Here is a 25563-nt window from a genome sequence, read left to right as displayed (position 1 = left end):
AGGTGCATTCTTAACAATTGATTTTAATTCATTAATTGGACTTTTATATATTCGATTTAAAATAATTGTAACATATGTATGTTAAATAAAACAGCTCGTTAGTAAAAGAATTAATTTAGCAAAAAGGAACAAGCATAGTAAGTGAAATTATATTTACAAAATGAGAAAGACTTTTATACTTATATTATTATCAATTCAATTTGCATTTGCAGAGGCACCCGTTTGGTCTAAAACAGGACACAGAACTATTGGAGAAGTTGCACAACAACATTTAAAAGGAAAAACTAAAAAAGCTTTACGCGATTTATTAAATGGCCAAAGTTTAGCAGCTGTTTCTAATTTTGCCGATGAAATAAAAGCAGATTCTATTTATAGAAAATTTAATGCATGGCATTATGCGAATATTGCTCAAGGAAAAGATTATGGTGATGATAAGCCCAATAAATACGGTGATTTAGTTACCGCAATAAATGATTGTAGGCGAATTATAAAAGACGAAAATAGTTCTAAAACCGACAAGGTTTTTTATTTGAAAATGCTGATTCATTTTATAGGAGATTTGCACCAGCCCATGCATATTGGTAGGTTTGAAGATAAAGGTGGTAATGATATTCAATTACAATGGTTTAATAAAGGAACCAATTTACACAAGGTTTGGGATAGCAATATGATTAATGATTATGGTATGAGTTATACTGAATTAGCAGCTAAATTGCCATTATTAAACAAGCAACAAATAAAAGAAATACAAAAGGGAGATGTTCTCGATTGGGTTGAAGAATCTCAAGAAGTTGCAGATCGTATTTATGATTCAGTTGAAATTGGTGATAAGCTATATTACAGATATAGTTATGTTTGGTGGGATACTGTTGAAACTCAATTACAAAAAGGAGGCCTTAGATTAGCACAAGTTTTAAACGATTTATTTTAATAAAAACAAATGCTCTTTTAATTCTGGCACGCCATTTGCATTGTTTAGATTGGAGTTGGGTGTGAGGAAATTAAGGTGACTTACCAGCAAATTAAAGATAGTACGCGGCTTCTTATCATAGGTTATAAAAAGACGTCCGATTGCTTTTAGCAAGCGGACGTCTTTTTATTTAATAACTCTAAATGTGAGGTTTATTCGTTCAGAAATTGATTTAGTTGTTTTAGCAATTTGATGCTGCCAATGGTGTTGGGATTCCCCTCTCATTAATAATAAACTACCATGCTGCAGTAGAATTTTACGTTTTATTTTTTTGTCTTTAATGTGTCTTAAATGAAAAAAACGTTCTTCTCCCAAAGTCACCGAAGCTATTACCGGATTTATACCTAGCTCTTTTTCATTATCGGAATGCCAGCCATTACTGTCTTTACCATCTCGATAAAGATTAAGTAGGCATGTAGTAAATTCTGTATTAGCAATTTGTTCAACTTTCCGCTTCAAAGCCAATAACTCGCTTGTAAATGCGTGTGGTTGCATAGTAATATTCGAATAAGTGTAAGGCTTGTTATTATCAGCGTATAAAGCTGTTAGTCTAGGTTGCGCATATACTTTGCCAAAAACTTTTATATCATCTTGTTGCCAAGGTACATGCGCCCTAAATTTTTCAAAATAGTGATTCGACTCATTTTGATTTAAGAAATTTTCAAAATAAATGATATCGCTATTTGGTAATTGTAACCGATAAGGTTCTGAGTTAAACAAATATTAGTTAATTACTTGTCTCAATTGTTTTCTGTACTGAGATGGATTCTGACCTGTAAATGATTTAAACGACTTGTTAAAGTGCGAGAAGTTATTAAATCCGCATTCAAAACAAACCTCTGTAATACTTAAAGGTTGTTCCGCTAATAATTTTGATGCGTGCACCAATCGATATTCGTTTACAAATTGAGTAAATGTCTTATTCGTAATTTTTTTAAAGTATCTGCAAAAAGAAGGTATTGTCATACTCACTAAATTAGAAATCTCATCTAAAGTAATTTCTTCTTTAAAATTTGACTTCACATGGTTAAAGACAATATTTATTCGGTCATTATCTTTTACATCGGCCGCCATTGAGAAACCAGTAGCATTTAGTATTCGATGTTCTTCGGTTGTGCTTAAGCAGTTTAAAACCTTTAAAATGGATAGTAGACGGTCGAAATTTGATTTTTCTTCTAATTCTTCCATCATAGCCCCAAGTCTAGTTTTAGTTTCTCCGAAGAAAACAACTCCAGACTGTGCTATTTCAAAAAGGTTTTGAATTTTTTCCATTTCAGGAATACTAAAGAATTCATTTCCTAAGAAATCCTTCTTCATTTGTATAACTGTCTCGTTTCTATTACCAGTTAATTCATCAGTAAAACCACAATGCGGTAAATTACTACCTATTAGTATAAGAGTACCATTAGTATAATAAGAAAGATTACTACCGATTTGTCGTTTACCAGCACCACCATTTACATAAACAAGTTCTATTTCTGGATGATAATGCCAAACATTGTTTTTGTTTAGTCTGTTCTTGTCAAAACGTTGATAAGTGAAAGAATTACCAAAGTTTGGTTCTATGGCCTCGTAGGTTGGCTTAAGATTTATCATAAATAACAATTTTTGTACAAAATTAAATACACCTGTTGAACTACATCTCTATAGAATTACCTCAAAGATATGCTAAATTACCTTTTTACAATTAATTAACCTATCATTATGTTAATATAACACACAAATCGGTAAAATCTGTGGTAGTGAGGGTTATAAAACGGGGGTATGTTTGCAGTGTAAATAATTCATTAACCCGCCTACGATAAAAAGTAGGTCTAAATGCAAAAATTATGAAAAAGGTAATCAGAACAGCAGCAGCAGTAGCTTTATTATTTGTTAGCACTTCAGTTTTGGCAAAGGAGCCTAAATTAGTAACTGATGAAACTTCAAAGAGCGTTGTATTCGAATGGGAAGATAACATGGCTAATACTTCTTTAAGCTTTATTGATGGCGAAGGAAATACTATATATAGTGATTATGTAACTTCAGTAGAAGATTACGCTAAAAAGTTCAATTTAGAAACTTTGGCAACAGGAGACTATTTCTTAATTGTAGATAATACAATCAGAGAAATTACATATGCTATTAAAATCACTAAAAACGATATTCTTATCGTAGGTGAAAAAGAAAAAGTAAAGCCTGTTTTTAGAAAAGAAGAAGGTGTAGTTTATATGAACTACCTAAACGTGTCTAAAGCACCAGTTGAAGTTTTTGTTTATGACACTACAGGTCGTAAGCTTTTTACAGAAACTTTTGAAAATGAAATGGCTGTTGCTAAAGTATTTAATTTCAAAAACGCTTTTGAAGGTGAGTATTCTATTGTTGTAAAGAGCGATGCAAATACTTTCTACGAAGGAGTTTCAGTAAAATAGTTGATTAAGTTAAGTTGAGTTGAAAGTGAAAACCGAAGGTATGAGCACCTTCGGTTTTATTGTGCTTAAAAGTTATATAACGTTGATGTAATGTTTTAAAAATAAATTTTACTAATCTAATATTCTATGTAACTAAAAGCCCATAGCATTAATGCGAATTGTAATGGTATTCGCCAAAATAGCACCCATTTTGGGAGGCCCATCCCAGCTTTTTTATTATATAACATGTGAAAATGTACAGGTAAAAAGAAAACCAGCATGGCTATTATTAAGTATAATGCTAATTCTTTGGTTGCGGTAAAAAATATTGCTAGGCCTAGAACTACTTCAATTATACCAGAAAGAAGCACTAAAAATTTGTGCCCAGGTAAATAACTAGGTAAAATTCGGCGATATATTTTTGGTCTTAGAAAATGCATTATCCCGGCAATAATATAGGCGGTGGCCATAAAGTATAAATGCCAGGGAAATTCCATCGTTTAGTTTATTGGTTGATTTGTAATCTCTATAAGATATGGAATTATATATAGCATTCACAAAAACTTCCTCAATCGCTCACGCTTGTATGCTGGTAATGCGAGATTATCAATAGCCAATTGCAGAATTGAAGAGTCTTTCTTCCGTGATAAAATAATCTCGAAACATTGTTTTACAGTTAAACTGTTTTTAGATTGTTCAATTAATTTCAACTCATCATTAGCTTTAACATAACCTTCTTCTATGATACGAACATAAGTGCCTGAATATCCGTGATCAACAAATTGTTTAATGATTTGTTGATTTTTAAATCGAATTCCTAATTTATAGCACGGTTCTCTAGGTTGAGATACCTGAACCAATGCTTCGCCAATTTTGTAAATATCACCAATTCTAATTTCCGATTCGTTCATATCAGAAATTGTTAAGTTTTCACCGAACATACCCCAATCCCAATTTAAATTTGGATATTTAACTTTCCAGTATTGATACTGCCCTTTAGAAAATAAATAGCATGCCTTGTGCTCGCCTGCATGGTGCTTACGGTCAATAACCGAATCTTTTTTTACATCTAATTTCCCCAAAAATAGAGCATCCGATATTGGATATTTAAAAATACCAGTTTGTTCTTCTTTTCCGTTCCACTCAAAAGTGGTTGGCTTTCCTAAATTGGTCGAAACTACCTTCATAATTGTAAAAATAGAAAAACCACTGACTTCTCAGTAGTTTTTATTTAAATTGAATGAGCGGGTTTATTCTTCTTTATCTATCTTTTTGGTTAAAAAGTAACCTACTAAAAGACCTGTTCCCGCCATTAAGAAGATTGACCCTGGCATTGCTATTTCATCTCGAACACCAATATGATTTAAAAGGCCGCCAATTATTATACCCAAACCTATACCCATTAATAAAAGTGCTAAATTTAATATTAGAACTTTCCATACAGGAGCTGTTTTGCCCTTTTTTTGCATGCCAAATATACTGGCATCGGCACCTTTTTCTATGAGTGCTAGACGTTCTTTGTTTCGTGTTGAAAAAAATAAATAAGAAATTCCGAATACCGCTAATGCGATACTACCTAACATAAATACTGCTCCTCCCATGATGATGAATTTAATTGATTAATTTTATATTGTTTATTGCTTATGACGACATATAATAAATGATGGTTACAACTTTTTCAAAATATTTTTTCAACTTACCTGTAACCAAGGTGCTTTTGCAATCGTCAAAAGCGTATATGTCAATTGAAACCGACCAATTCTATATTGATAAAATACTCAAGGGCGATACCAAAGCTTTTGCAGTAATGGTTAATCGATATCGAAATATGGTTTTTTCACTCTGCATTCAAATGCTTGAGAATAGGGAAGAGGCAGAAGAAATAGCACAAGATACTTTTGTGAAAATCTATAAAAATCTTAATAAGTTTAAAGGTGATTCGAAATTTTCTACTTGGGTATATCGCATAACATATAACGGCTGCTTAGATAAAATAAAATCGAATAAAAAATATGCGACTACGGTTAGCATAAATGAATTTAGCGAAGGTCAAGTTCATAACTTAGAAACTGCATTTGTTTTATTGGATCGAGCTGATCGAGAAAAAGCTATAAAATTTTGTTTGCAAAAATTACCTAAAGAGGATAGTGTTTTAATTACCTTATTTTATTTTGAAGAGTTGTCGTTAACTGAAATTTCTAAGGTAATTGGTATTAGTACTAATAATGTTAAAGTAAAAATGTATAGAGCTAGAAAACGATTAGCTACAATTTTAGAGATGACATTAGAACCCGAAATTCTTGAAAATTATGGACCAAAAAGTAGATAAAAAATTAGACGAGTTTACAGAAAAATTAATGCAAGAATTTTCACTTGATACTCCTGCATATGATTTTACTACACGAGTTATGTGTAAAGTTGAGAACTTATCTGATTCTCGTCTAACAACCTACGAGCCATTAATTTCTAATAAATTTTGGTCGCTTTTAAGCCTTGGAATTTTAGGCATTTGCACATATCTTGTTTTCGGGCAAACACAAATAGAAAATTCATGGTTTTCATCAATAGATATAAAGCCATTAATAAATCAATTCTCTTTTGACCTACCTAATTTTGAAGTTTCTATGGTTGGGATTTATGCAATTACTGGTTTTACGTTTTTCTTGAGTATTCAGATTTTATTGTTGAAAAATCACTTTAATAAAAGATTGACTTAGTTTTATTTTTGATAGTATGGTGTACGTTTCATTAAATAATTTAATGCGGTAACATAATTATCTCGAGTGGTAGCCAAGAAAGGAACACGTTGTACATCAACAATTTTACCGCCATTCTTATCATATATTCTAAAAAGTACTTTAGTGTCAAATTCATCTATTGTGGTACTATAATCACTCGAATACGATTTTACTTTTTTCTTTCTGGTATCAACCTTAGTTGTTGTAGAACCCGATGATGATGAATTCGTACTTCTGTAGTCTACTGTAATTTTTCCTGTTACTATTATGCCGGCACCAACGATTTTTGCAATTTCAGACATTTCAAAATCACGCATGTCGTTTGCTTCTGTAATTCCAGCAGCTCGTAATCTTTTACGAGTAAGTTCAACATCTTGATACGAAATAGTGTTTCGCTCTGGTCTGCGCATTACATTATGGTAGTAATATTCTTGAGCCTCAATTCCTTCTTCTGGTGCAGCCGAGCCATCAAAAACAAATTCAAAAGGTAAAATAGCGCCTTCATTAGATTTCATTGGTGGATATTCAAAATTGGAGTTTACTATTCCGTTTGATGTATTATCTGCAACGAAAACTTGCTCTCGACCACTTTTGAAAACAATTTTATTTATTTCAGTTTTTTCTACAATGTTCTCTAAATTCTCGCCCAAATAACTATAAGTAATGGTATTCGGTTCTACTTTTTTAACAGTTGCTGCTATTATTTCACCATTGCTAAGAAAAATTTGATCAGAAGCATTTTGTGCCTGTATGTTGAAGAGTACTCCAAAAAAAAGTACAAAGGTTATTAAAGAAAGTCTCATACCATAATTGTTTTAGTTATCTCACGAAAATATAATTTGTAAGGAAGCTATGAAATACCAGAATTCCAGTATTTTTTAGTCTTGATGAAAATATGGTGATTGCTTCATTAAGTGCGCTAAGTTTAAGTGAAAACTATCTTTTGTTGTTGCTGAAATGGGGGCTACTATTCTATTGAAAATAGCACGTCCATTTTTATCATAAATGTTAAAAACAATTTCGATATTATATGCTACATTGTTAGTATTGTTTGAAGATGCTTCATCATTTTTAACACTAACCGTTATTTTGCCTGTAATTAAAATTCCAGCGCCCACAATTTTTGCAATAAGCGGCATGTCAAAATAGTTTATGTCTTTTGCATCAAAAATTCCTGCATTGTTTAACCGTTCTCTAGTTGTCTCAATATCTTGGTAAATGATTTTATTTAGTTCTGGTTTATTCATTAAGGTATTGAAATAAAATTCCTGAATAGCAATACCTTCTTTAGAACTTGCTGAGCCATTAAATACAAATTCAAATGGTAAAACAGCTCCATGTTGTGCTTTCATTTTAGGGTATACATAATTGTCTGTATCATTAGTTGAAAATGAATTAGAATTGTTATTTGCTTGTTCATTTTTAGTTTTCACTGGTGTTTTAGTATAACTATATACTACTGTGTCGGGGCCTATTTTTTTGGCAATTACCTCGGGTTGGATAGCTCCAGCTAGCAGTTTATTATTGATATTATTTTTTTGGGCATTTGAAATAAAAAACATCCCGATAAAAAGGCTTGTAAAAATTTTAAAATGGTTCATATTGTCGATTATTAGTTTTCAATGACCAAAGTACAATTAGAGGTTTGTCAAACAAATACCTGATTTCCAGTATTTTTTAATACATAATAGCAGGTATTTTTCAAATTGCCATATCAATCAATTATCCCTATTTTTAATGCCATGGCTTTACTTACATTTTTATTATTTACAGGGTTTGTGGCTTTTTATGCTACTTATAAATTACGAAAGGATAGATTAGATACCCGCGATGGTTATTTTTTAGGTGGACGCTCCTTAACAGGAATTGTTATAGCAGGTTCGCTTTTACTGACGAACATTTCTACCGAACATTTGGTGGGTATGAATGGATCATCTTATCGCAATGGCGCTATAATAGTCGCTTGGGAAGTTACCTCTGCATTGGCTTTAGTGATTGGCGCATTATATTTTGCACCGAAATATCTAAAAATGGGATTAACAACAATTCCTGAGTTTTTAGAAAAACGATTTGACGGACTGACGAGAACATTCGTGGCGTTGCTTTTGATTATTTCTTTTGTAGCAACACTATTACCTATTGTTTTATATACTGGCGCATTAAATATAGAAGCCATTTTTGAAATATCAAATTTGCTTAATGTAACTCAAAAAGAAGGTATTCTTATTACCATTCTAATCGTTGGTACTATTGGTGCTATATATGCTATTTTCGGAGGATTGAAAATGGTAGCTTATACAGATACTATTAATGGTTTTGGATTACTTGTAGCCGGATTATTAGTGCCAATTCTTGCATTATTAAGTATTGGTGATGGTAATCTGTTTACTGGTATGGGAATGGTTTTCGATAATAGCCCGGAAAAATTTAATGTCGTAAGTCATGAATCTGGAGTAGGGGAAGGCGCACGTTCGGCCATTCTACCTTTTGAAGTTTTATTTACAGGTTTAATGGTTAATCAATTGTATTTCTGGACGATGCACCAATCTATTATTCAACGGGTTTTGGGGGCGGTAAATTTAAAAGAAGCCCAAAAAGGATTGCTTTTTACTGGCTTACTTAAAATTTTAGTGCCCTTAATAATTGTTTTACCAGGGTTAATAGGTTTCTATTATTTTGGTGAGAGCCTTTATGATAATCCGGATAGTGTTTATCCGTTATTAGTTAAAAAAGTGTTGCCGCTATGGTTAACAGGATTTTTTGTTGCAGTTATGATGGGGGCAATTTTAAGTACATTTAATAGTGCTTTAAATAGTGCCGCTACGGTTTTTAGCTTAGGCATTTTTAAACGATACATCTCAAAAGATGCTAGCGAAAATAAATTGGTTAAAATAGGTAAATGGACTTCAGCATTATTAGCAATCTTTGCCATTAGTATAGCTCCCTTTGTTGCAAATGCACCAGACGGACTTTATCAGTTGCTTCAACAATTAAATGGTATTTTTTTCATACCCATTGCTAGTGTTGTTATCGCTGGTTTTCTTTTTCCTAAAGTTAATGCGGTTGGAGCAAAAGCAGGCTTGGTATTTGGACTGTTTTTTTATGTAGTAATGTACTACATACTAGAAGTTAACCTACACTTTGTACATATTTGGGGAATTGAATTTGTACTGAATATTGCAATTATGCATCTGGTATCGATTTTAAAGCCCTCGGACGAAAAATTTGTGATGAAAGATGCTGGCGTGTTAGATTTGAAACCATGGAAATATACTAAGCCCTTTAGCCTGTTTTTGGTTCTGTTTACAGTTATTTTGTACCTTGTCTTAGGAAATGTTTAGATTATTACAATTACTTTATTAATTATGGAAGAAGAAAAGACTTTTAGAAATTATGAAGCTCCAGATGTATCTGTTGCTGTAAAAGAGCATTATCGTAAAATGCGGACAAATCAAACTTTAGAATATGTGCAAAACATGCATAAAAAGTATTTGAAGTTTGATAAGCCAATGGACTTATGGGAGGCAATGAGGCATCTAAACAAATTAATTGATGTTAGTGATCCTGATTTAGATTTACCTAACATTCAACATTTAATACAAAGTGCAGAAGGACTAAGAGCTGATAATAGACCAGATTGGATGCAATTAACAGGCCTTATACACGATCTAGGTAAAATTATGTACATGTGGGGTAAAGATGAAGATGGTACAAGTCAGGCAGAACAATGGGGCTTGGTAGGTGATGTTTTTATTGTTGGTTGTAAGTTACCAGACACTTGCGTGTATCCAGAATTTAATGCACTTAACGATGATATGTCTAACCCAGAATACAATACCACATTGGGTATATATGAAAAAGGTTGTGGTATAGATAATGTAGATTTAGCTTGGGGCCATGATGAGTACTTATATCAGGTATTAAATAACCATAAAGGCAACAAATTACCTGAAGAGGCTATGGTAATGATTCGTTATCATTCTTTTTACCCTTGGCATACCGGTGGTAGTTATACCGAATTGTTGAATGATAAAGATGCTAAATATCTAGAAATTATTAGAGACTTTAATAAGTACGATTTATATACCAAAAGTCCGAAATTGTATGATTTAGAAGATGTGCTCGATTATTATCAGCCAATTGCAGAAAAGTATTTGGGTTCTGAACCAATTTATTGGTAGTTTATTAGATTCATAATTAAATATAAGTGAGGTTTTTAATTAAAAATCTCACTTTTTTAATGCTCCTATTTTAATAATTGAAATCTTTAAAATCAATGTTTAAAGTTGTACTATAATCACAAAACCGCCCAAAGAAATACTTTGGGCGGCTACTATAGCTATAGTTAATGGAGTGTCTCCTTAAAAGGAGAAACACAAATTTAATGACAGATTAAACCCTAAACAATACCAGAAAACCAGTAGTTTTTTGAATATTTTGCGCAAAAAAACGCTCTGCATTGTAAATGCAAAGCGTTTTTTAATTTTGTAAGAATAGCTTCCCGATTTTTCGAGATACTTTTATCACTTATTTCACCATTTCATAACTGCGTTTGATGAATTCAGTTAATTCTTCTCCTTTAAGCAAACCTTTTGAAAGTCTAGCCAAATCAAGAGATTGATTGATTAAACGTTCTTTCTTTTTAGCTGTTTTAGTACTAAGAATTTCACCAACTAATTCACTATTCGTATTTACAATTAGATTGTACATTTCTGGCATATTTCCCATGCCAAACATACCGCCACCGCCGGTTTGTTGCATTTCTTTCATACGACGCATAAATTCTGGCTCTGTTATAATAAACGGCGATGCATCGCTATCCATTGCCTCTAATTGTACTGTATAACTTTTATTAGCAATTGTTTCTTCTAGAGTTGTCTTAAGGGTTTCCTTTTCCTCATCAGATAATTTAGAAATCTGAGTTTCTTCCTTTTTTATCAGATTGTCTAAATGATCAGCGTCTACACGAGCAAAAGAAATCTTATCATTCGATGTTTCTAACTTTTGCATTAAGTGACTAATAATCGGAGAATCTAAAAGAAGCACTTCGTAGCCTTTAGCTTTTGCAGCTTCAATATAACTGTGTTGCGCTACTTTATCAGATGTATAAAGAACAACTAGTTTATCATCCTTATCCGTTTGAGTAGGTGCTATTTTTTCTTTTAATTCTTCAAAAGTGAAGAACTTACCATCCACGGTTGGATAAAGTGCAAATTTCTCTGCTTTCTCAAAGAATTTGTCTTCAGAAAGCATACCATATTCGATAACAATTTTAATGTCATTCCATTTTGCCTCAAACTCTTCTCTATTGTTTTTGAAAAGTGAATTCAATTTATCTCCAACTTTTCGAGTGATATAAGAAGAAATCTTTTTTACAGCGCCATCTGCCTGTAAATAAGAACGAGATACATTTAATGGAATGTCTGGCGAATCGATTACACCACGTAACATGGTTAAAAACTCTGGCACAATACCTTCCACATTATCAGTTACGAATACCTGATTTTGATAGAGTTGAATTCTATCTTTTTGAGGATTCATATCGTTGGTCATTTTTGGGAAGTATAAAATTCCAGTCAAATTAAATGGATAATCAACATTTAAATGAATATGGAATAAAGGCTCCTCAAATTGCATCGGATACAATTCTCTATAAAAAGATTTATAATCAGCTTCCTCTAAATCTTTAGGTTGCTTTGTCCATGCAGGGTTAGGGTTGTTAATAATGTTATCAACTTCCTCAGTTGGTGCAGGATCTTCTTCTTTTGCATCTTCTGGCTTCGGAAGTGTTTCTGTACGCATTCCAAATTTAATAGGAATTGGCATAAACTTATTATACTTCTGTAATAAACCAGTAATTTTCGAGTCGTCTAAAAACTCTTTAGAATCATCTGCTATAGAAAGAATAATCTCAGTACCGCGATCTTCTTTTTTAGATTTCTTTATGGTAAAGTTTGGTGAACCATCACAAGACCAATGTACTGCTGGTTCATCTTTAAAACTTTTTGTAATAATCTCTACTTTATCTGCAACCATAAAAGCAGAATAAAAACCTAAACCAAAATGACCAATAATTCCGGCATCTTTAGCAGTATCGTCATATTTGTTTAAGAATTCTTCAGCACCAGAAAAAGCAAGTTCATTAATATACTTTTTCACTTCTTCTTCTGTCATCCCAATTCCTTGGTCAATAACATGAATTTTATTATTCTCTTTATCAACCTTAATTTCTATTAGCGGGTTTCCGTACTCAACGCCTTTAGCTTCACCAATCGCAGCAAGATGCTTAAGTTTAAGCGTCGCATCTGTTGCATTTGAAATCAACTCACGAAGAAATATCTCGTGATCACTGTATAAAAACTTTTTAATAAGAGGAAAAATGTTTTCTACTGAAACATTGATTTTACCTTTTGCCATAATATGTAATTTTTACCTTCATTTCTTCAAAGGAAGAATTCTTGTTTAACTTTTGTTCTATTGAAGCTGTAAGACTGCCTCATATTCAATTTCCATTGATGCAGATTACAAGTCAAAAAAAATACCAAATTTGAAATAGTGACAAACTGACACCTCATATAACTCCATTTTTTGGATTATAGAGGTGTGTAATTAATTTTTTGTCTAATTTATTTTGATAATTGTTAGACAAATTGTATATTTGAATAGAATTAGATATTAAAATTGTATTGAAAAAGAATTTTATTCAAACTTTTGGTTGGTTGTAATAAAAACGTGTTCTCGCTAGGGAACGCGTTTTTATAATTTAGACAAGCGTGTCAATATTATTTTGTAATCAATCTAATTTATAACCCGAAATAAATTAAAATGGCGGCAAAGGTAAAAGCAAAAAAAATATCAAAAGACCATATGATTTCTTTGTATATGGAATATGTGTTGGAACAAGAAGTTGTGCCGAAATCTGTCTACAAATTTTGTAAAGCACATGATATTGAGGAAAACATATTTTATCAATATTTTTCATCTATAGAAGGTGTTCAGAAGTCTATATGGAATTTGTTTTACACAAATACAATTCATGTTATGAAAAAGAGCAAAGACTTCAATTCTTTTTCAAATAAAGACAAAATGCTCACATTCTATTTTTCCTTTTTCGAACTGCTCACCCTTAATAGAAGTTATGTATTGTTTTCTTTGAAAAACGAAAATAACCTCATGAAAAATATGGAACAATTAAAGGGGTTAAGAAAGCACTTAAAGGAATTTGCTACAGAACTAATAGTGAATGGTAATGAGGGTAAATCCACAAAAATTACACAACATAACCCAAAGTTATTTTCGGAAGGTGCTTGGATACAATTATTGTTTCTTCTAAAATTTTGGATGGATGATGATTCACCAGGTTTTGAAAAAACTGATGTGGCTATAGAAAAGTCAGTAAATACTGTTTTTGATGTCTTTGATAATACACCGTTAGATAATATTATAGATTTTGGAAAATTTATTTTCAAAGAAAAATTAACATAGAAATACTCGAAAAGAGCTATGAAAACATTAGATAAAATCCCGACAGGGAAAATAGAACGAGCTAGTAAGCTTGTTAAAACTGGGGTTAAAATAGGAGGTAATTATGTTAAATATTATGGAAAAAAATTAGTCAATCCAGAGATTACGAAAGATGAGCTAAATGAAGATAATGCAGAGGATATATATAATGGTTTAAAAACTTTAAAAGGAAGTGCTTTAAAAGTCGCTCAAATGTTGAGTATGGAAAAGAACATGCTACCGAGTGCCTATGTAGATAAATTTTCCCTTTCACAATTTTCAGTACCACCATTGTCAGCTCCATTGGTTCGTAAAACCTTTAAAAAGTACCTTGGCAAGTATCCTGAGGAAATTTATGATACTTTCGAAAAAGATTCTGTTAATGCAGCGAGTATTGGACAAGTTCACAAGGCGACTAAAGCAGGAAAAGAATTGGCTGTTAAAATTCAGTATCCTGGTGTAGCTGAAAGTATTAGCAGTGATTTAGCTTTAGTTAAGCCCATAGCCTTAAAAATGTTTAATATAAAAGGTAAAGATTCTGATAAATATTTTAAAGAGGTTGAAAGTAAGTTATTTGAAGAAACTGACTATTTATTAGAAATAAAACAGAGTAAAGAAATTACTACGTCTTGTTCAGTGATTGAGGGTTTAGCCTTTCCGGAATATTATGAAAACTTTTCTAGTGAACGTATCATTACAATGGATTGGATGGATGGCTTGCATCTAAGTGAATTTACGAAAACGGATTTTTCACAAGATTTAGGTGATAAATTAGGCCAAACGCTATGGGATTTTTATATGTATCAAATACATTTTTTACGAAAAGTACATGCAGACCCTCATCCTGGAAATTTTTTAGTGAGTAGCCAAAATAATCTTATCGCTATTGACTTTGGTTGTATGAAATTGGTTCCTGATGAATTTTATGAGCCTTATTTTGAATTGGCCAAAAGCGAAGTGCTTGAAGATGATAGCAGTTTTACTAAGAAATTGTATGAACTGGAAATATTAACGCCAACAGACACGCATAAAGAAATTATTTTTTTTAAATCTATTTTTAAAGAAATGCTGACCATTTTTACTGCACCCTTAAATGAAGAAGAGTTTGATTTTGGAGCAAACGATTTTTGGAATAAAATTGCCTCTCTTAGTGAACGTTTTACTGAAGATACAGAATTGAGAAAAATGAATGGTAATAGAGGTTCAAAACACTTTCTTTATATGAATAGAACATTCTTTGGGCTTTTTAATTTACTTCATGATTTAAAAGCTAACGTTAAAGTTAATGCATATACCAAGTACTTGAACTAAAGACTTTTTAAACTATTTCTAAACTTTAATTTTGTTTCTTTATCTTAGAATAATAGATTTGATGGTACCACTCATAGATTATGTTCATAGTCTCATGTAGGGAATCAACCAAAAACGCAAAATTAAAAATCATGTACAATTCTAAAATAATCGGCTTGGGGCATTATGTCCCAGATAATGTGGTGACTAATGATGACCTTTCAAAAATTATGGATACCAATGACGAATGGATCCAAGAACGTACAGGTATAAAAGAACGCCGCTATGTGTCAGACCCAAAAGACACAACAACGAGTATGGGCGTAAAGGCGGCAAAAATTGCTATAGAAAGAGCAGGTATTGATAAAGATGATATCGATTTTATCGTTTTTGCAACATTAAGTCCAGATTATTATTTTCCAGGCCCGGGAGTATTGGTTCAACGCGATTTAGGAATTAAAACAGTTGGAGCACTCGATGTGCGTAACCAATGTTCTGGTTTTGTTTATGGAATATCGGTTGCCGACCAATATATAAAAACTGGTATGTACAAAAATGTACTGGTAATAGGATCTGAAATCCATTCTAAAGGTTTAGATATGACAACCCGTGGAAGGGGCGTATCAGTTATTTTCGGTGATGGTGCTGGTGCTGCCATTTTAAGTAGAGAAGAAGATACTTCTAAAGGTATACTCTCTACGCATTTACATTCAGAAGGACAGCATGCAGAAGAACTCGCTTTATTAGCACCTGGTATGGGAGGGCGATGGGTTACCGATATTGTTGCCGATGCAGATCCAAATGATGAATCGTATTTACCAGTAATGAATGGACAGTTTGTATTTAAAAATGCAGTTGTTCGTTTTAGTGAAGTTATTATGGAAGGCCTACAAGCTAATAATTTACCTCCAACAGCAATCGATATGTTAATTCCGCATCAGGCGAACTTGCGTATATCACAATTCATTCAGAAAAAGTTTGGACTTTCTAATGACCAAGTTTTTAATAATATTATGAATTATGGAAATACCACTGCTGCTTCAATTCCAATTGCTTTAACCGAAGCATGGGAACAGGGTAAAGTAAAAGAAGGCGACTTAGTGGTTCTTGCTGCATTTGGTAGTGGCTTTACTTGGGGTAGTGCTATAATAAGGTGGTAATACAATTGTTGAAACCATTATATAAACCATTCGAGAATAGCAATAAATTTTTAACATCCAACTGAAAAATACCTTATCATGACAAACTCAAAAAACTTTCAATCTAGACGTAAGTTTATTACTAAAACCGCAACTTTGGCTACTGGTGTTGTTTTGGGTGGCCCTAAACTTTTTGGAGCTCCTTCAATTATTACATCTTACAACAAACCTATTTCTAGAATTAATGGAGTTCAAATAGGTTGTATTACATATTCATTTCGCGATTTGGAAGATCAAAGTGCTGAGGCTACATTAAAGTATGTTTTAGATTCAGGTATTAGTGCAATTGAATTAATGGGAGGTCCGGCAGAATCTTTTGCTGGGATGCCTGAAAATCCTGTAGATTGGCGAAAGATGAGAAGTTTAGCTCGATTAGAAAATCCATCAAAAGACCAAAAAAAAGAGCTAACAGATTTAGAAGCTCAAACAAAATCATATACAAAACAATTGACAGCATGGAGAGCAAATGCGCCTTTTGAAAAATTCAGTGAATTCAAAAAAATGTATGCTGATAAAGGGGTTAGTATTTATGCTTTTAAACCAAATGCTTTTCGAAAGGAAAGTAGTGACATTGATATTAATTATGGTTTTAAAGCTGCTAAGGCTTTAGGAGCTAGTCATGTAACCGTAGAATTACCTGGTGATGACGCGCATACCTTAAAGCTAGGGCAAATAGCTACCAAAAATAATATGCAAATAGCCTACCACGGACATACGCAGCAAACTCCAACTTGGTGGGATACAGCATTAAAGCAATCACCGGCAAATATGATGAATATTGATATCGGACATTATGTGGCTGCAGGTAATACCGATACTTTGGATATACTTAAAAGGAAAAATGACCGCATTAGTAGTATGCATCTTAAAGACCGAAAAAATAAAATTAACGGACAAGAGAATCAAGTTTTTGGAGAAGGTGATACGCCGGTAGTTGAAATTCTGCAATTAATGCGAGACAATAAATTTACATTTCCAGCAACTGTTGAATTAGAGTATAATATTCCAGAAGGATCTACCTCAGTAAAAGAAGTAGCTAGATGTGTTGAATATTGTAAAAAAGCTTTGGAAGGATAAAACTAATTTTACTATTTCACCATAAATAAAGCGTTCGCAAAAAACAATTTTCCGTTTTCCCAGAAACCTCTAAATAGTGGGTTGTCAACCATGTAAATAACTTGACCTTCTCCATGACTTTCTACGCCGAAAACAAGACTTTTATCTATTTTATCTTTGGCCTCATGTCCAGCGAATCCTGCTACAGGTATGTTCTGTCCATTATCAAGATAAACAACGGAACCACCATCTAAATATTCATAAGATGAACTACCTAGTTTTAAGGTAAAGTAAGTGTCTTCATAGCCGTAAGCTAAAGGGTGTGTTTTGTCAACTTTTGTTTTAAAAATAGCCCCAGTAATTTCATCAGATATTCGCTCTCGCTGGGTACTTCCAAAAGCACTCATATTTGCTGTACTATCTTTTTCTGTTTCTCTATGCTTAATGTCAAAACCTTCCTTTCCAACTAGAGTATTTATTGAGCCTCCCATTGCGATTAAATTTCCACCATTTTCGACCCAGATTCTCAGTTCTGCATATTTACTATCGGTTAATAGATTTTTGTATTCTTGTCCATCAGGTAAAATCAAAACATCATAATCCGAAAGATTTATGCGTTTAAAATATTGGGCATCTAGTACCGTAATTGGGTAGTTCAATTGTTGTTCAAAGAAATGCCATATTTCACCAAATCGTAAGGTTTCTGCAGGTCCGCCAGATAATACAGCAACCTTTATATCATCAAGCATTTCTACATATCTCGAACCAAAATCCTTGCCATCATCCACAAATCCAGTTTTAGTAGCTGTTAAAGCTATATTGTGCTCCGTTGCTAATCTTTTAAGCTGGATAATAAATTCTTTGTTATGCTTATTGTCTGCTCTAGTTATTACTAAACTACCACGTTCATGTTTTGTGCCATCAGAGATATAGGGTTTATGAGCTACTCTTACACGAATATTGGCTTGATGTAGCGCAGCTAGAAAACGTGCGTCATTCATACTATTCCAATCGGTTAGATATGCATAAGCGTTTTCATTTAAACTTGTATTATTTACTTTCGTCACTTTAGGAAAAGGCGTAGAAGAGATGTTTGATGTCGTTGCAATAGCTTCTAAGCCATAAGCGTATGGTAAAGACCAGGCTGTAATATCGTAAGTAAGTGAGTCTGTTAGTTTAGCATTTGGTTCAAAAAGAACCTTAACCAAAGTTCCTTTAGCTTGATTTGTAGATACAACGAGATTATTTTCAGTAATTCGTAAATTTCCAACTTTACCGGTGCCATATTTGTACCCTTTTAAAGAACCACTATTTGTTTTGCCATAGCTGATATTGTGTTGATCCAAAAGTTTGGTGAGTGCATTTATTCTATCAGTATCTCCGTTCATTACATAACTTTTGTACTTAAAATTGCGTTTACTGTAGAATTCTTGAAATTCATTATTCAACTTTTCGGCATTCTTACTAGCAATTTCTACTGTAGAAATACCTGTGGTATAATGGTGTTCTAATCTGTCTTTTAATGTTAACGTGTCACCAATATTAGTTTTTATGGCTAAACCGGCACGGCCACTACCACCTTGCTCATAGGTCATTCCAATACTACCATTGTACATGGGGTAGGTATCTCCATAGCTCGGGTATAGCAAGTCATAGACTTCTTTTGTAAAATAATACCAACCATTTTCATCAAAGTATTTGGCATTGTTTTTACCAATAGTATTCTGAAATTCTCTTTGAAAATCTGTTATTACCTCATGATATGGCTCTGCGGCGGGAGCAAAATAATACGGACTATCCACACCTTGTTCATGAAAATCAGCATGAACATGTGGCAACCATTGATTATACATTTTTAAGCGTTGCTGGCTTTCTTTTTGTGTTAGCCAGGCCCAGTCACGATTTAAATCGAACATATAATGATTGGTTCTTCCATTTAACCATCCCTCGTGGTGTTCTTTACTATTTGGATCAGTAGTTAACAGCGAGTTTTTGTTTTTGTTGTACCAATTCACATATCGATCTCGACCATCTGGATTCAAACAAGGGTCCATTATGATTACTGTATTCTTTAAATAATCAGATTTTTTTGTTAGTAAATCGTATATCGTTTCCATTGCAGCTTCGGTGCTAACACTTTCATTACCATGTACATTGTAGCTTAACCATACAATTGCAATTTCCGATTTACCGGCGCCTAAAGTATTTTTTAAATGATCTTTTCGAATGGCTTCCAGATTTTCCATATTTTCTTTGGAAGAAAAATATGCTAATAGAAGCGGTCGTCCCTCATTTGTTTGCCCGTATTCTACAAGTTGCATTTGTTCAGGCAATTCTTGAGCTAGATATTGATAATAATCTACGACTTGATGGTGCCGTGTAAATTGAGAACCTAACTTGTATTTTAGGAATTCTGAAGGCGATTTTAAGTCTTGAGAATGGCTGATAAAACTCGTAATCAAAGCTATCGAGAGTAAAATTCTTATCATTTTCGTATTACATTTAGTGTAAAAAAGGGCAGGGTACAATCTAAGGAATTTGTCGCTTATTTCTTTTTAAAGACTTTAATTCGTAAGTTTTTTTCGATAAATGGACTATTGAGGCATTTAACGTATTTTTAGCAGCTGTTTTTAACGATAAGTATAACTTTATAGCGAATTTTACCTTCTATGGATGTTGACTGTATAAACTATGAGCAAACTGGTTTTTTTTCGAAACTGATTTGCGACTATCTCGAAGAAAAAGAAACCTTAAAAGGGTTTTATAATAATTATCCAGCAATTAAGAATTTTGAGGCACAAATAGAAGAAAAGCAGCGTAGTTTTTCCGATGCAAATAGGTCTGTTTTGTATGATAGTTTAATGTCTCAATATACTAGTACATCAATTAGTAAAAAGACACGAGAACATATAATTCAATTAAAAGAACCTATAACGTTTACTGTAGTTACAGGACATCAGTTGAACTTATTTACAGGACCGCTTTATTTTCTCTACAAGATAATTTCCACAATAAATTTAACTGTAGATCTTAAAAAAGAATATCCGCAATACAACTTTGTACCTGTATATTGGATGGCTACTGAAGACCACGATTTTGAAGAAATAAATTATTTCAATTTTAATGGAAAAAAGTTGCTATGGAACCCTAATGGAAATGGTGGTGGAGCTGTCGGTGAAATTCAAACCGAAGGTTTACAAGAATTATTCGAAGCTTATTCAAATCAGTTAGGTGGTGGAAAAAATGCAGATTTTCTTAAAAACCTATTCAAAAACGCTTATTTAGAACATGATAACTTAACAGATGCTACCCGATACCTTGCTAATGAGCTTTTTGGAGCATACGGATTGGTAATAGTTGATGGCCATGATGTGGCTTTAAAGAAATTATTGATGCCTTATGCTAAAAAAGATATTTTTGAGAATCTAGCATATAAACAGGTTTCAGAGAGTGTTAATCAATTGCAAGAAGTATCAACGGACTATAAAGTACAAGTTAACCCGAGAGAGATAAATTATTTTTATCTTAAAGAAGGTTTACGCGAACGAATAATTGCTAAGGACAACGGTTATGGTGTTGTTGATACCGAAATATCATGGACTAAAGAAGAATTATTAGGAGAATTAGACAAATTTCCGGAGCGTTTTTCACCAAATGTAATCGCAAGACCGCTATACCAAGAAGTGATTCTACCAAACCTATGTTATATTGGTGGAGGCGGAGAGCTAGCATATTGGTTAGAGTTAAAAGCTATGTTTAAGGCTATGAATGTGCCTTTTCCAGTACTATTACTGCGTAATTCTGCATTAGTAGTTTCTGAGAAATTAAAGACAAAAACTGACAATTTAGACATTGAAATTAAAGACTTATTCTTAGAACAGAATAGTTTGATAAATAAAAAAATTAGAGCAATCTCTAATATAGATATCGATTTTTCACCACAAAAAGAATTGCTTGAGAAACAATTTGTCGATTTGTACACCTTGGCTGAAGAAACAGATAAATCTTTCTTAGGTGCGGTAAAAGCTCAAGAAATTAAGCAGAAGAAAGGACTTGATAATCTTGAAAAACGATTAATGCAGGCACAAAAACGAAAATTAAAAGATCACGTGCTTCGCATTACGGAATTGCAGAATCAGTTATTTCCAAATCATTCACTTCAAGAGCGAACTTTAAACTTTTCTGAACTTTATCTAGAATGGGGTGAAGAACTAATTCCGCAATTAATTAATGCATTAAAACCTTTAGACCTGAAATTTACTATTATAAGCTAAAAAGAGTTTTAAGAATAATTGATTAGTGGGGGTTGTAAATAATTAATCAATTTACTTGAGTGGCGTATTTTTTGTGACATTAATTCCTCAATATGCCCTCGTATATTTTTTTTTGATAGTTCTTGAGCCCAATGAATTCCGATTTTTGCAATAAAAATTAAAATTATTTAGAAAAGTAGGTAGGGTAAAACACGAGTTAGTTGTTTTATAATAAATTGCTATGAAAAAGAATTTTTTTTGAACTTAATTTAGTTCATGTGTTTAGGTTGGTTTTTTGATTTTGATTAAAAACCCTGTTTACTTATCGTAAACAGGGTTTTTCAATTTTATTGGTTTTTGATAAATTAATATGGAGTACCATCAGAGATTAAATTAGTCTACAAATTAGACTGATGAAATAGTTAAATAGCAAAAGACTTACCTTTGTTTTATGAAATCTACAATGCATAATATCGATATAGATTTGGTTGAAATGACCTTAGATGTAATGAAGTACGCCATTCATAGAATTACAGCAACTTCTTTAGAATTAGGGCAGCCAAAAAAGGAAGAAGAACTTCGAGAATTAGTGGGTGAAACTATTACGTCAGAAGGGATTGGTGGTGAAAAGGCTTTCCAATTATTTAAAGATGTTTTAGTGAAAGCAACTGTACCAATTGACCATCCACGTCATTTAGCATTTGTTTCAGCGGCCCCAACTAGGGCCTCTATTATGTTCGATTTAGTTACATCTGCATCAAGTATTCATGGTGCCTATTGGATGGAAGGAGCCGGGGGAATTTTTTGTGAAAATGAAGCTATGAAATGGTTAGTTTCGCTTACAAAATTGCCTAAAGGTGCATTTGGTGTTTTTACGAGCGGAGGTACCGCTGCTAATTTGTCAGCTATGGTAGCGGCCAGAGAAAATTGGCGTAAAAACGAGCGAAATATTGGTGTTCGTGGTTTAATTATTACTTCTGTAGGAGCACATTCGTCTATTAAAGCTATGGCCAAGGTTATTGATGCCGATATTCTGCTTGTTGAGTCTGAAAATAGAATGATGCAAAGTGATTTAGAAAGTACAATAGATTCGCTGTCAAGTGAAACTCGAAAACGCCTATTTGCTGTTGTAGGAACTGGTGGTACTACTAATGCAGGAATTATTGATGATTTAGATGGAATAGCTACGGTTTGTGAAAAGGAAAAATTGTGGTTTCATGTAGATGCTGCCTATGGTGGCGGTGCACTTGCTGCTGATTCAGTCCGTCACCTCTTTAAGGGTATAGAAAAAGCTGATAGTATTACAATCGACCCTCATAAATGGCTTTTTTCACCGTACGATTGTGGTGCTGTTATTTATAAACACCCAGAAAAAGCCAAAGAAGCTCATGCTCAAGAAGGTTCGTATCTAGATATTTTTAAAGATGAAGGTGCGGTAGGTTTCAATCCATCGGATTATCAAATTCAATTAACGCGTAGAGTTAGAGGATTGCCTTTATGGTTTTCACTTGCCATGCATGGTACCGATAAATATAAAAGAGCTGTCGAGCAAGGCATCGAATTGGCTCAAATTGCCGGTAATCTCATAAAGGAAGAGCCTTATATAGAATTAGTCCGAGAACCTAGTCTCTCTTGTGTACTGTACAGAAGAATAGGGTGGGAGCCTAAAGATTATAATAATTGGACTTACAAAAACCATAGGGCTGGTTTCGCTTTAGTAACACCAACAAAATGGAATAATGGTAAAGAAAAAGAAACTGTTGCCCGCTTTTGTTTTATAAACCCAGATACTACTAAAGAAGATATTAGCGCTATTCTTAAGTCAATGAAATAAGGTTAAGGCACTAAAAACTGACTTACCCATCCATTAATACCTTGGTGAAACTCGACTTTAAAATGGCTGGTTTCTCTAAGTTTTAAGTATTCAATAGTTTTTGTCTCAACCTTAATTATACAGAAATAGTTTTTTTCCTTTAAGTAGGTAATTTCTTGGTTGTTCTTTAGAATTGTTCCGGGCGCATCTGTAGTTGTATAATCTTTAATGCCATTCGGTCTAATTTGCTGCCATGTTTTTTTAATGTATTGCTCGTCGTTTAATATGGAAGCTATTCCCTTAATTTTTATTTGAATTTTTTTCTCAGGATGATAAAAAAGTAAACTTACCTGTGGATTCTTTTCTATTTGAGAGACCTTATTAGAACGTTCATCTGTGAAAAGTGTAAATGCATAATCATCGGAAACTTCTCTAAGTCCAATAAGTCGGGCTTCGGGAGAATTATCTAAACCTATAGTTCCTAGAACGCAAAACTTTAATGGATGATTCCTTTCAGTAAGCGCAGCTGTTAATAGAGACTTAATCTCAGACATGTACTTATTAGTCATAACTTTAATAGCTTGTTGTGATTAATATTCATAAGTGTAAAGTAAAATACTTTGGTAAGTAGTTGTAGAAATATTATCTTATACTATGCTCATAAAGTGTAACTTATGTTGGTAAATAGACATTTTATTACCAACGTGAATTAAAATATTATGTTGTATTTTCCTACAAATTTTACAAGTTTTATATTTATGTTACAAATATATTTTATATAGGCTTTCTTAAATTTTTCAAATTACTATTTTTGCCCATGCAAAACAAAGTCCTAATTCTAGATTTTGGTTCTCAATACACTCAACTTATTGGTAGACGCGTTCGAGAACTGAATATTTTCTCCGAAATAAAACCTTATAACAATCCTCCGAAAGATTTAACTGAATATGATGCAGTAATTCTATCTGGATCTCCATTTTCAGTGCGAGCAGAAGATGCACCACACCCAGATTTGTCTGAAATACGAGGTAAAAAGCCTTTGTTGGGTGTTTGTTATGGAGCACAATATCTTGCTCATTTTAATGGGGGAAATGTTGAAAAGTCGAATACTAGAGAATACGGTAGAGCAAATCTTTCTCATGTAGATTCTGAAAGCCCATTCTTAGAAAATGTCAATACAGGTAGTCAAGTTTGGATGAGTCATGCAGATACGATTAAAAAATTACCAAATAATGCGAAGCTCATCGCTAGTACTACCGATGTTGAAAATGCAGCTTTTAAATTTGACGGTGAAGAAACTTATGGTATTCAATTTCATCCGGAGGTTTATCATTCAAAAGATGGTAAACAAGTCTTAGAGAATTTTTTGGTGAAAATTGCAGGAATTGCACAAACTTGGACTCCAGATGCTTTCGTTGAAACAGCGGTGGCAGAACTCAAAGAAAAGATTGGTGATGATCAAGTTATATTAGGCCTTTCTGGTGGAGTAGATTCTTCTGTGGCTGCAGTATTATTACATAAGGCAATTGGTAAAAATCTTCATTGCATTTTCGTAAATAATGGCTTGCTCCGTAAGAATGAGTTTGAAGCTGTTCTTAAGCAATATGAAGGCATGGGCCTTAATGTTAAAGGTGTTAATGCTTCGGCACGCTTTTTGGATGGATTGGCTGGAGAGAGTGATCCAGAAACAAAAAGAAAAATTATAGGTCGTGTTTTTGTTGAGGTTTTTGATGATGAATCGCATTTAGTTGAAAATGCAAAATGGTTGGCACAAGGAACAATTTATCCAGATGTAATTGAATCAGTTTCTGCTACAGGTGGTCCTTCTGCAACAATAAAAAGTCACCATAATGTTGGTGGTTTGCCAGACTATATGAAATTAAAAGTGGTAGAGCCTTTAAAAATGTTGTTTAAAGATGAAGTGCGTAGAGTAGGAGCTAGTATGGGCTTAGATAAAGAACTATTAGGGCGACATCCGTTTCCAGGACCTGGATTGGGCATTAGAATATTAGGAGATATTACACCTGAAAAAGTAACTATTTTACAAGAAGTTGATCATATTTTTATCAATGGATTGCAAGAATGGGGGCTTTATGATAAAGTTTGGCAGGCTGGAGCTATGCTTTTGCCCGTAAATAGTGTAGGGGTAATGGGTGATGAGCGTACTTATGAAAAATGTGTAGCTTTGAGAGCCGTTGAAAGTACAGATGGTATGACGGCAGACTGGGTTAATTTACCTTATGAATTCTTGCAAAAGACTTCAAATGAAATTATAAATAAAGTGCCCGGAGTAAATAGAGTTGTTTACGATATTAGTTCAAAACCCCCTGCAACAATTGAATGGGAATAAC

General features: G+C 33.1%; 23 protein-coding genes. 13 read left to right on the top strand and 10 right to left on the bottom strand.

The window, feature by feature from the left end; all coding sequences use genetic code 11:
* Positions 1-160 precede the first annotated feature (160 nt).
* Positions 161-931 (top strand): S1/P1 nuclease, encoded by a 771-nt coding sequence (locus UH7x_RS02350; protein ID WP_482362120.1) that lies wholly within the window; start codon positions 161-163, stop codon positions 929-931.
* A gap of 165 nt (positions 932-1096) precedes the next feature.
* On the opposite strand, the gene UH7x_RS02345 is transcribed toward UH7x_RS02350, so the two are convergent.
* Both UH7x_RS02345 and UH7x_RS02340 read right to left on the bottom strand, forming a co-directional pair.
* Positions 1097-1690: an alpha-ketoglutarate-dependent dioxygenase AlkB family protein gene (locus UH7x_RS02345; protein WP_482362119.1), complete on the bottom strand. Its 594-nt coding sequence runs from the start codon at positions 1688-1690 to the stop codon at positions 1097-1099.
* 3 nt (positions 1691-1693) lie between these two features.
* Positions 1694-2566, bottom strand: coding sequence for an AraC family transcriptional regulator (locus UH7x_RS02340; protein ID WP_482362118.1), 873 nt, complete (start codon positions 2564-2566; stop codon positions 1694-1696).
* A 233-nt stretch (positions 2567-2799) separates the two neighbouring features.
* Between UH7x_RS02340 and UH7x_RS02335 the strand changes: the two genes are divergently transcribed.
* On the top strand, positions 2800-3381 hold the full coding sequence (locus tag UH7x_RS02335; protein WP_482362117.1) for a hypothetical protein: 582 nt from the start codon (positions 2800-2802) through the stop codon (positions 3379-3381).
* Positions 3382-3497: 116 nt separating this feature from the next.
* On the opposite strand, the gene UH7x_RS02330 is transcribed toward UH7x_RS02335, so the two are convergent.
* The 3 genes from UH7x_RS02330 to UH7x_RS02320 all read right to left on the bottom strand — a co-directional run bounded on the left by UH7x_RS02330 (position 3498) and on the right by UH7x_RS02320 (position 4961).
* Positions 3498-3857, bottom strand: a complete 360-nt coding sequence (locus tag UH7x_RS02330; RefSeq protein ID WP_482362116.1) for a DoxX family protein — start codon at positions 3855-3857, stop codon at positions 3498-3500.
* A gap of 57 nt (positions 3858-3914) precedes the next feature.
* The gene (locus UH7x_RS02325; protein WP_482362115.1) at positions 3915-4547 is read right to left on the bottom strand and encodes an MOSC domain-containing protein; all 633 of its coding nucleotides are present in this window, start codon (positions 4545-4547) and stop codon (positions 3915-3917) included.
* A gap of 63 nt (positions 4548-4610) precedes the next feature.
* Positions 4611-4961 carry a DUF6249 domain-containing protein gene (locus UH7x_RS02320; protein ID WP_482362114.1) on the bottom strand — a complete coding sequence of 117 codons (351 nt, stop codon included), beginning with the start codon at positions 4959-4961 and terminating at the stop codon, positions 4611-4613.
* A gap of 59 nt (positions 4962-5020) precedes the next feature.
* Between UH7x_RS02320 and UH7x_RS02315 the strand changes: the two genes are divergently transcribed.
* Positions 5021-5689 (top strand): RNA polymerase sigma factor, encoded by a 669-nt coding sequence (locus UH7x_RS02315; protein WP_482362113.1) that lies wholly within the window; start codon positions 5021-5023, stop codon positions 5687-5689.
* Entirely contained in the window at positions 5670-6077 is a 408-nt protein-coding gene (locus UH7x_RS02310; protein WP_482362112.1) for a hypothetical protein, read from the top strand. Before UH7x_RS02315 ends, UH7x_RS02310 begins: the two co-directional genes overlap by 20 nt.
* A 2-nt stretch (positions 6078-6079) precedes the next feature.
* On the opposite strand, the gene UH7x_RS02305 is transcribed toward UH7x_RS02310, so the two are convergent.
* Entirely contained in the window at positions 6080-6901 is an 822-nt protein-coding gene (locus tag UH7x_RS02305; RefSeq protein ID WP_482362111.1) for a hypothetical protein, read from the bottom strand.
* Between the two features lie 75 nt (positions 6902-6976).
* The gene (locus UH7x_RS02300) at positions 6977-7699 is read right to left on the bottom strand and encodes a hypothetical protein (protein WP_482362110.1); all 723 of its coding nucleotides are present in this window, start codon (positions 7697-7699) and stop codon (positions 6977-6979) included.
* Positions 7700-7840: 141 nt separating this feature from the next.
* On the opposite strand from UH7x_RS02300, the gene UH7x_RS02295 reads away from it, so the two are divergent.
* Together UH7x_RS02295 and UH7x_RS02290 are read left to right on the top strand one after the other, a co-directional pair.
* Positions 7841-9439, top strand: a complete 1599-nt coding sequence (locus UH7x_RS02295) for a solute:sodium symporter family transporter (RefSeq protein WP_482362109.1) — start codon at positions 7841-7843, stop codon at positions 9437-9439.
* A 24-nt stretch (positions 9440-9463) separates the two neighbouring features.
* The gene (locus UH7x_RS02290; RefSeq protein ID WP_482362108.1) at positions 9464-10279 is read left to right on the top strand and encodes an inositol oxygenase family protein; all 816 of its coding nucleotides are present in this window, start codon (positions 9464-9466) and stop codon (positions 10277-10279) included.
* 346 nt (positions 10280-10625) lie between these two features.
* On the opposite strand, the gene htpG is transcribed toward UH7x_RS02290, so the two are convergent.
* Complete coding sequence (gene htpG, locus UH7x_RS02285) at positions 10626-12515, bottom strand: molecular chaperone HtpG (RefSeq protein ID WP_482362107.1); 1890 nt, start codon at positions 12513-12515, stop codon at positions 10626-10628.
* 408 nt (positions 12516-12923) lie between these two features.
* Here htpG and UH7x_RS02280 point away from each other — a divergent pair, with 408 nt between their 5' ends.
* From UH7x_RS02280 to UH7x_RS02265, 4 genes are all read left to right on the top strand, one after another.
* Positions 12924-13583 carry a TetR family transcriptional regulator C-terminal domain-containing protein gene (locus UH7x_RS02280; RefSeq protein ID WP_482362106.1) on the top strand — a complete coding sequence of 220 codons (660 nt, stop codon included), beginning with the start codon at positions 12924-12926 and terminating at the stop codon, positions 13581-13583.
* Positions 13584-13601: 18 nt separating this feature from the next.
* On the top strand, positions 13602-14912 hold the full coding sequence (locus tag UH7x_RS02275; protein ID WP_482362105.1) for an ABC1 kinase family protein: 1311 nt from the start codon (positions 13602-13604) through the stop codon (positions 14910-14912).
* A 131-nt stretch (positions 14913-15043) separates the two neighbouring features.
* Positions 15044-16051 carry a 3-oxoacyl-ACP synthase III family protein gene (locus UH7x_RS02270; protein WP_482362104.1) on the top strand — a complete coding sequence of 336 codons (1008 nt, stop codon included), beginning with the start codon at positions 15044-15046 and terminating at the stop codon, positions 16049-16051.
* Between the two features lie 78 nt (positions 16052-16129).
* Complete coding sequence (locus tag UH7x_RS02265; RefSeq protein ID WP_482362103.1) at positions 16130-17167, top strand: sugar phosphate isomerase/epimerase family protein; 1038 nt, start codon at positions 16130-16132, stop codon at positions 17165-17167.
* A gap of 11 nt (positions 17168-17178) precedes the next feature.
* Here UH7x_RS02265 and UH7x_RS02260 read toward each other — a convergent pair whose 3' ends face one another.
* The gene (locus UH7x_RS02260) at positions 17179-19635 is read right to left on the bottom strand and encodes a M14 family metallopeptidase (RefSeq protein WP_482362102.1); all 2457 of its coding nucleotides are present in this window, start codon (positions 19633-19635) and stop codon (positions 17179-17181) included.
* A gap of 180 nt (positions 19636-19815) precedes the next feature.
* On the opposite strand from UH7x_RS02260, the gene bshC reads away from it, so the two are divergent.
* Both bshC and UH7x_RS02250 read left to right on the top strand, forming a co-directional pair.
* A complete protein-coding gene (bshC, locus tag UH7x_RS02255; RefSeq protein WP_482362101.1) occupies positions 19816-21420 on the top strand; it encodes a bacillithiol biosynthesis cysteine-adding enzyme BshC in 1605 nt (534 codons plus the stop codon).
* A gap of 442 nt (positions 21421-21862) precedes the next feature.
* Complete coding sequence (locus tag UH7x_RS02250; RefSeq protein ID WP_482363568.1) at positions 21863-23233, top strand: pyridoxal phosphate-dependent decarboxylase family protein; 1371 nt, start codon at positions 21863-21865, stop codon at positions 23231-23233.
* A gap of 2 nt (positions 23234-23235) precedes the next feature.
* Here UH7x_RS02250 and UH7x_RS02245 read toward each other — a convergent pair whose 3' ends face one another.
* Entirely contained in the window at positions 23236-23781 is a 546-nt protein-coding gene (locus tag UH7x_RS02245) for a pyridoxamine 5'-phosphate oxidase family protein (protein WP_482362100.1), read from the bottom strand.
* Positions 23782-24029: 248 nt separating this feature from the next.
* Here UH7x_RS02245 and guaA point away from each other — a divergent pair, with 248 nt between their 5' ends.
* Positions 24030-25562, top strand: coding sequence for a glutamine-hydrolyzing GMP synthase (gene guaA, locus UH7x_RS02240; protein ID WP_482362099.1), 1533 nt, complete (start codon positions 24030-24032; stop codon positions 25560-25562).
* Position 25563: the final 1 nt, after the last annotated feature.

This window comes from Aurantibacter sp. UH7, from assembly GCF_056839165.1.
This window is presented reverse-complemented; position numbering and strand designations above follow the sequence as displayed.

Excerpts from the sequence above, each read along its gene's own strand:
- UH7x_RS02335 (WP_482362117.1), top strand. The coding sequence starts at position 2,800 with ATGAAAAAGGTAATCAGAACAGCAGCAGCAGTAGCTTTATTATTTGTT.
- UH7x_RS02250 (WP_482363568.1), top strand. The coding sequence starts at position 21,863 with ATGCATAATATCGATATAGATTTGGTTGAAATGACCTTAGATGTAATG.
- bshC (WP_482362101.1), top strand. The coding sequence starts at position 19,816 with ATGGATGTTGACTGTATAAACTATGAGCAAACTGGTTTTTTTTCGAAA.
- UH7x_RS02320 (WP_482362114.1), bottom strand. The coding sequence starts at position 4,961 with ATGGGAGGAGCAGTATTTATGTTAGGTAGTATCGCATTAGCGGTATTC.
- UH7x_RS02270 (WP_482362104.1), top strand. The coding sequence starts at position 15,044 with ATGTACAATTCTAAAATAATCGGCTTGGGGCATTATGTCCCAGATAAT.
- UH7x_RS02265 (WP_482362103.1), top strand. The coding sequence starts at position 16,130 with ATGACAAACTCAAAAAACTTTCAATCTAGACGTAAGTTTATTACTAAA.
- UH7x_RS02300 (WP_482362110.1), bottom strand. The coding sequence starts at position 7,699 with ATGAACCATTTTAAAATTTTTACAAGCCTTTTTATCGGGATGTTTTTT.
- UH7x_RS02295 (WP_482362109.1), top strand. The coding sequence starts at position 7,841 with ATGGCTTTACTTACATTTTTATTATTTACAGGGTTTGTGGCTTTTTAT.
- UH7x_RS02290 (WP_482362108.1), top strand. The coding sequence starts at position 9,464 with ATGGAAGAAGAAAAGACTTTTAGAAATTATGAAGCTCCAGATGTATCT.
- UH7x_RS02315 (WP_482362113.1), top strand. The coding sequence starts at position 5,021 with ATGATGGTTACAACTTTTTCAAAATATTTTTTCAACTTACCTGTAACC.
- UH7x_RS02260 (WP_482362102.1), bottom strand. The coding sequence starts at position 19,635 with ATGATAAGAATTTTACTCTCGATAGCTTTGATTACGAGTTTTATCAGC.
- UH7x_RS02340 (WP_482362118.1), bottom strand. The coding sequence starts at position 2,566 with ATGATAAATCTTAAGCCAACCTACGAGGCCATAGAACCAAACTTTGGT.
- htpG (WP_482362107.1), bottom strand. The coding sequence starts at position 12,515 with ATGGCAAAAGGTAAAATCAATGTTTCAGTAGAAAACATTTTTCCTCTT.
- guaA (WP_482362099.1), top strand. The coding sequence starts at position 24,030 with ATGCAAAACAAAGTCCTAATTCTAGATTTTGGTTCTCAATACACTCAA.
- UH7x_RS02280 (WP_482362106.1), top strand. The coding sequence starts at position 12,924 with ATGGCGGCAAAGGTAAAAGCAAAAAAAATATCAAAAGACCATATGATT.
- UH7x_RS02310 (WP_482362112.1), top strand. The coding sequence starts at position 5,670 with ATGGACCAAAAAGTAGATAAAAAATTAGACGAGTTTACAGAAAAATTA.
- UH7x_RS02330 (WP_482362116.1), bottom strand. The coding sequence starts at position 3,857 with ATGGAATTTCCCTGGCATTTATACTTTATGGCCACCGCCTATATTATT.
- UH7x_RS02305 (WP_482362111.1), bottom strand. The coding sequence starts at position 6,901 with ATGAGACTTTCTTTAATAACCTTTGTACTTTTTTTTGGAGTACTCTTC.
- UH7x_RS02325 (WP_482362115.1), bottom strand. The coding sequence starts at position 4,547 with ATGAAGGTAGTTTCGACCAATTTAGGAAAGCCAACCACTTTTGAGTGG.
- UH7x_RS02245 (WP_482362100.1), bottom strand. The coding sequence starts at position 23,781 with ATGACTAATAAGTACATGTCTGAGATTAAGTCTCTATTAACAGCTGCG.
- UH7x_RS02350 (WP_482362120.1), top strand. The coding sequence starts at position 161 with ATGAGAAAGACTTTTATACTTATATTATTATCAATTCAATTTGCATTT.
- UH7x_RS02275 (WP_482362105.1), top strand. The coding sequence starts at position 13,602 with ATGAAAACATTAGATAAAATCCCGACAGGGAAAATAGAACGAGCTAGT.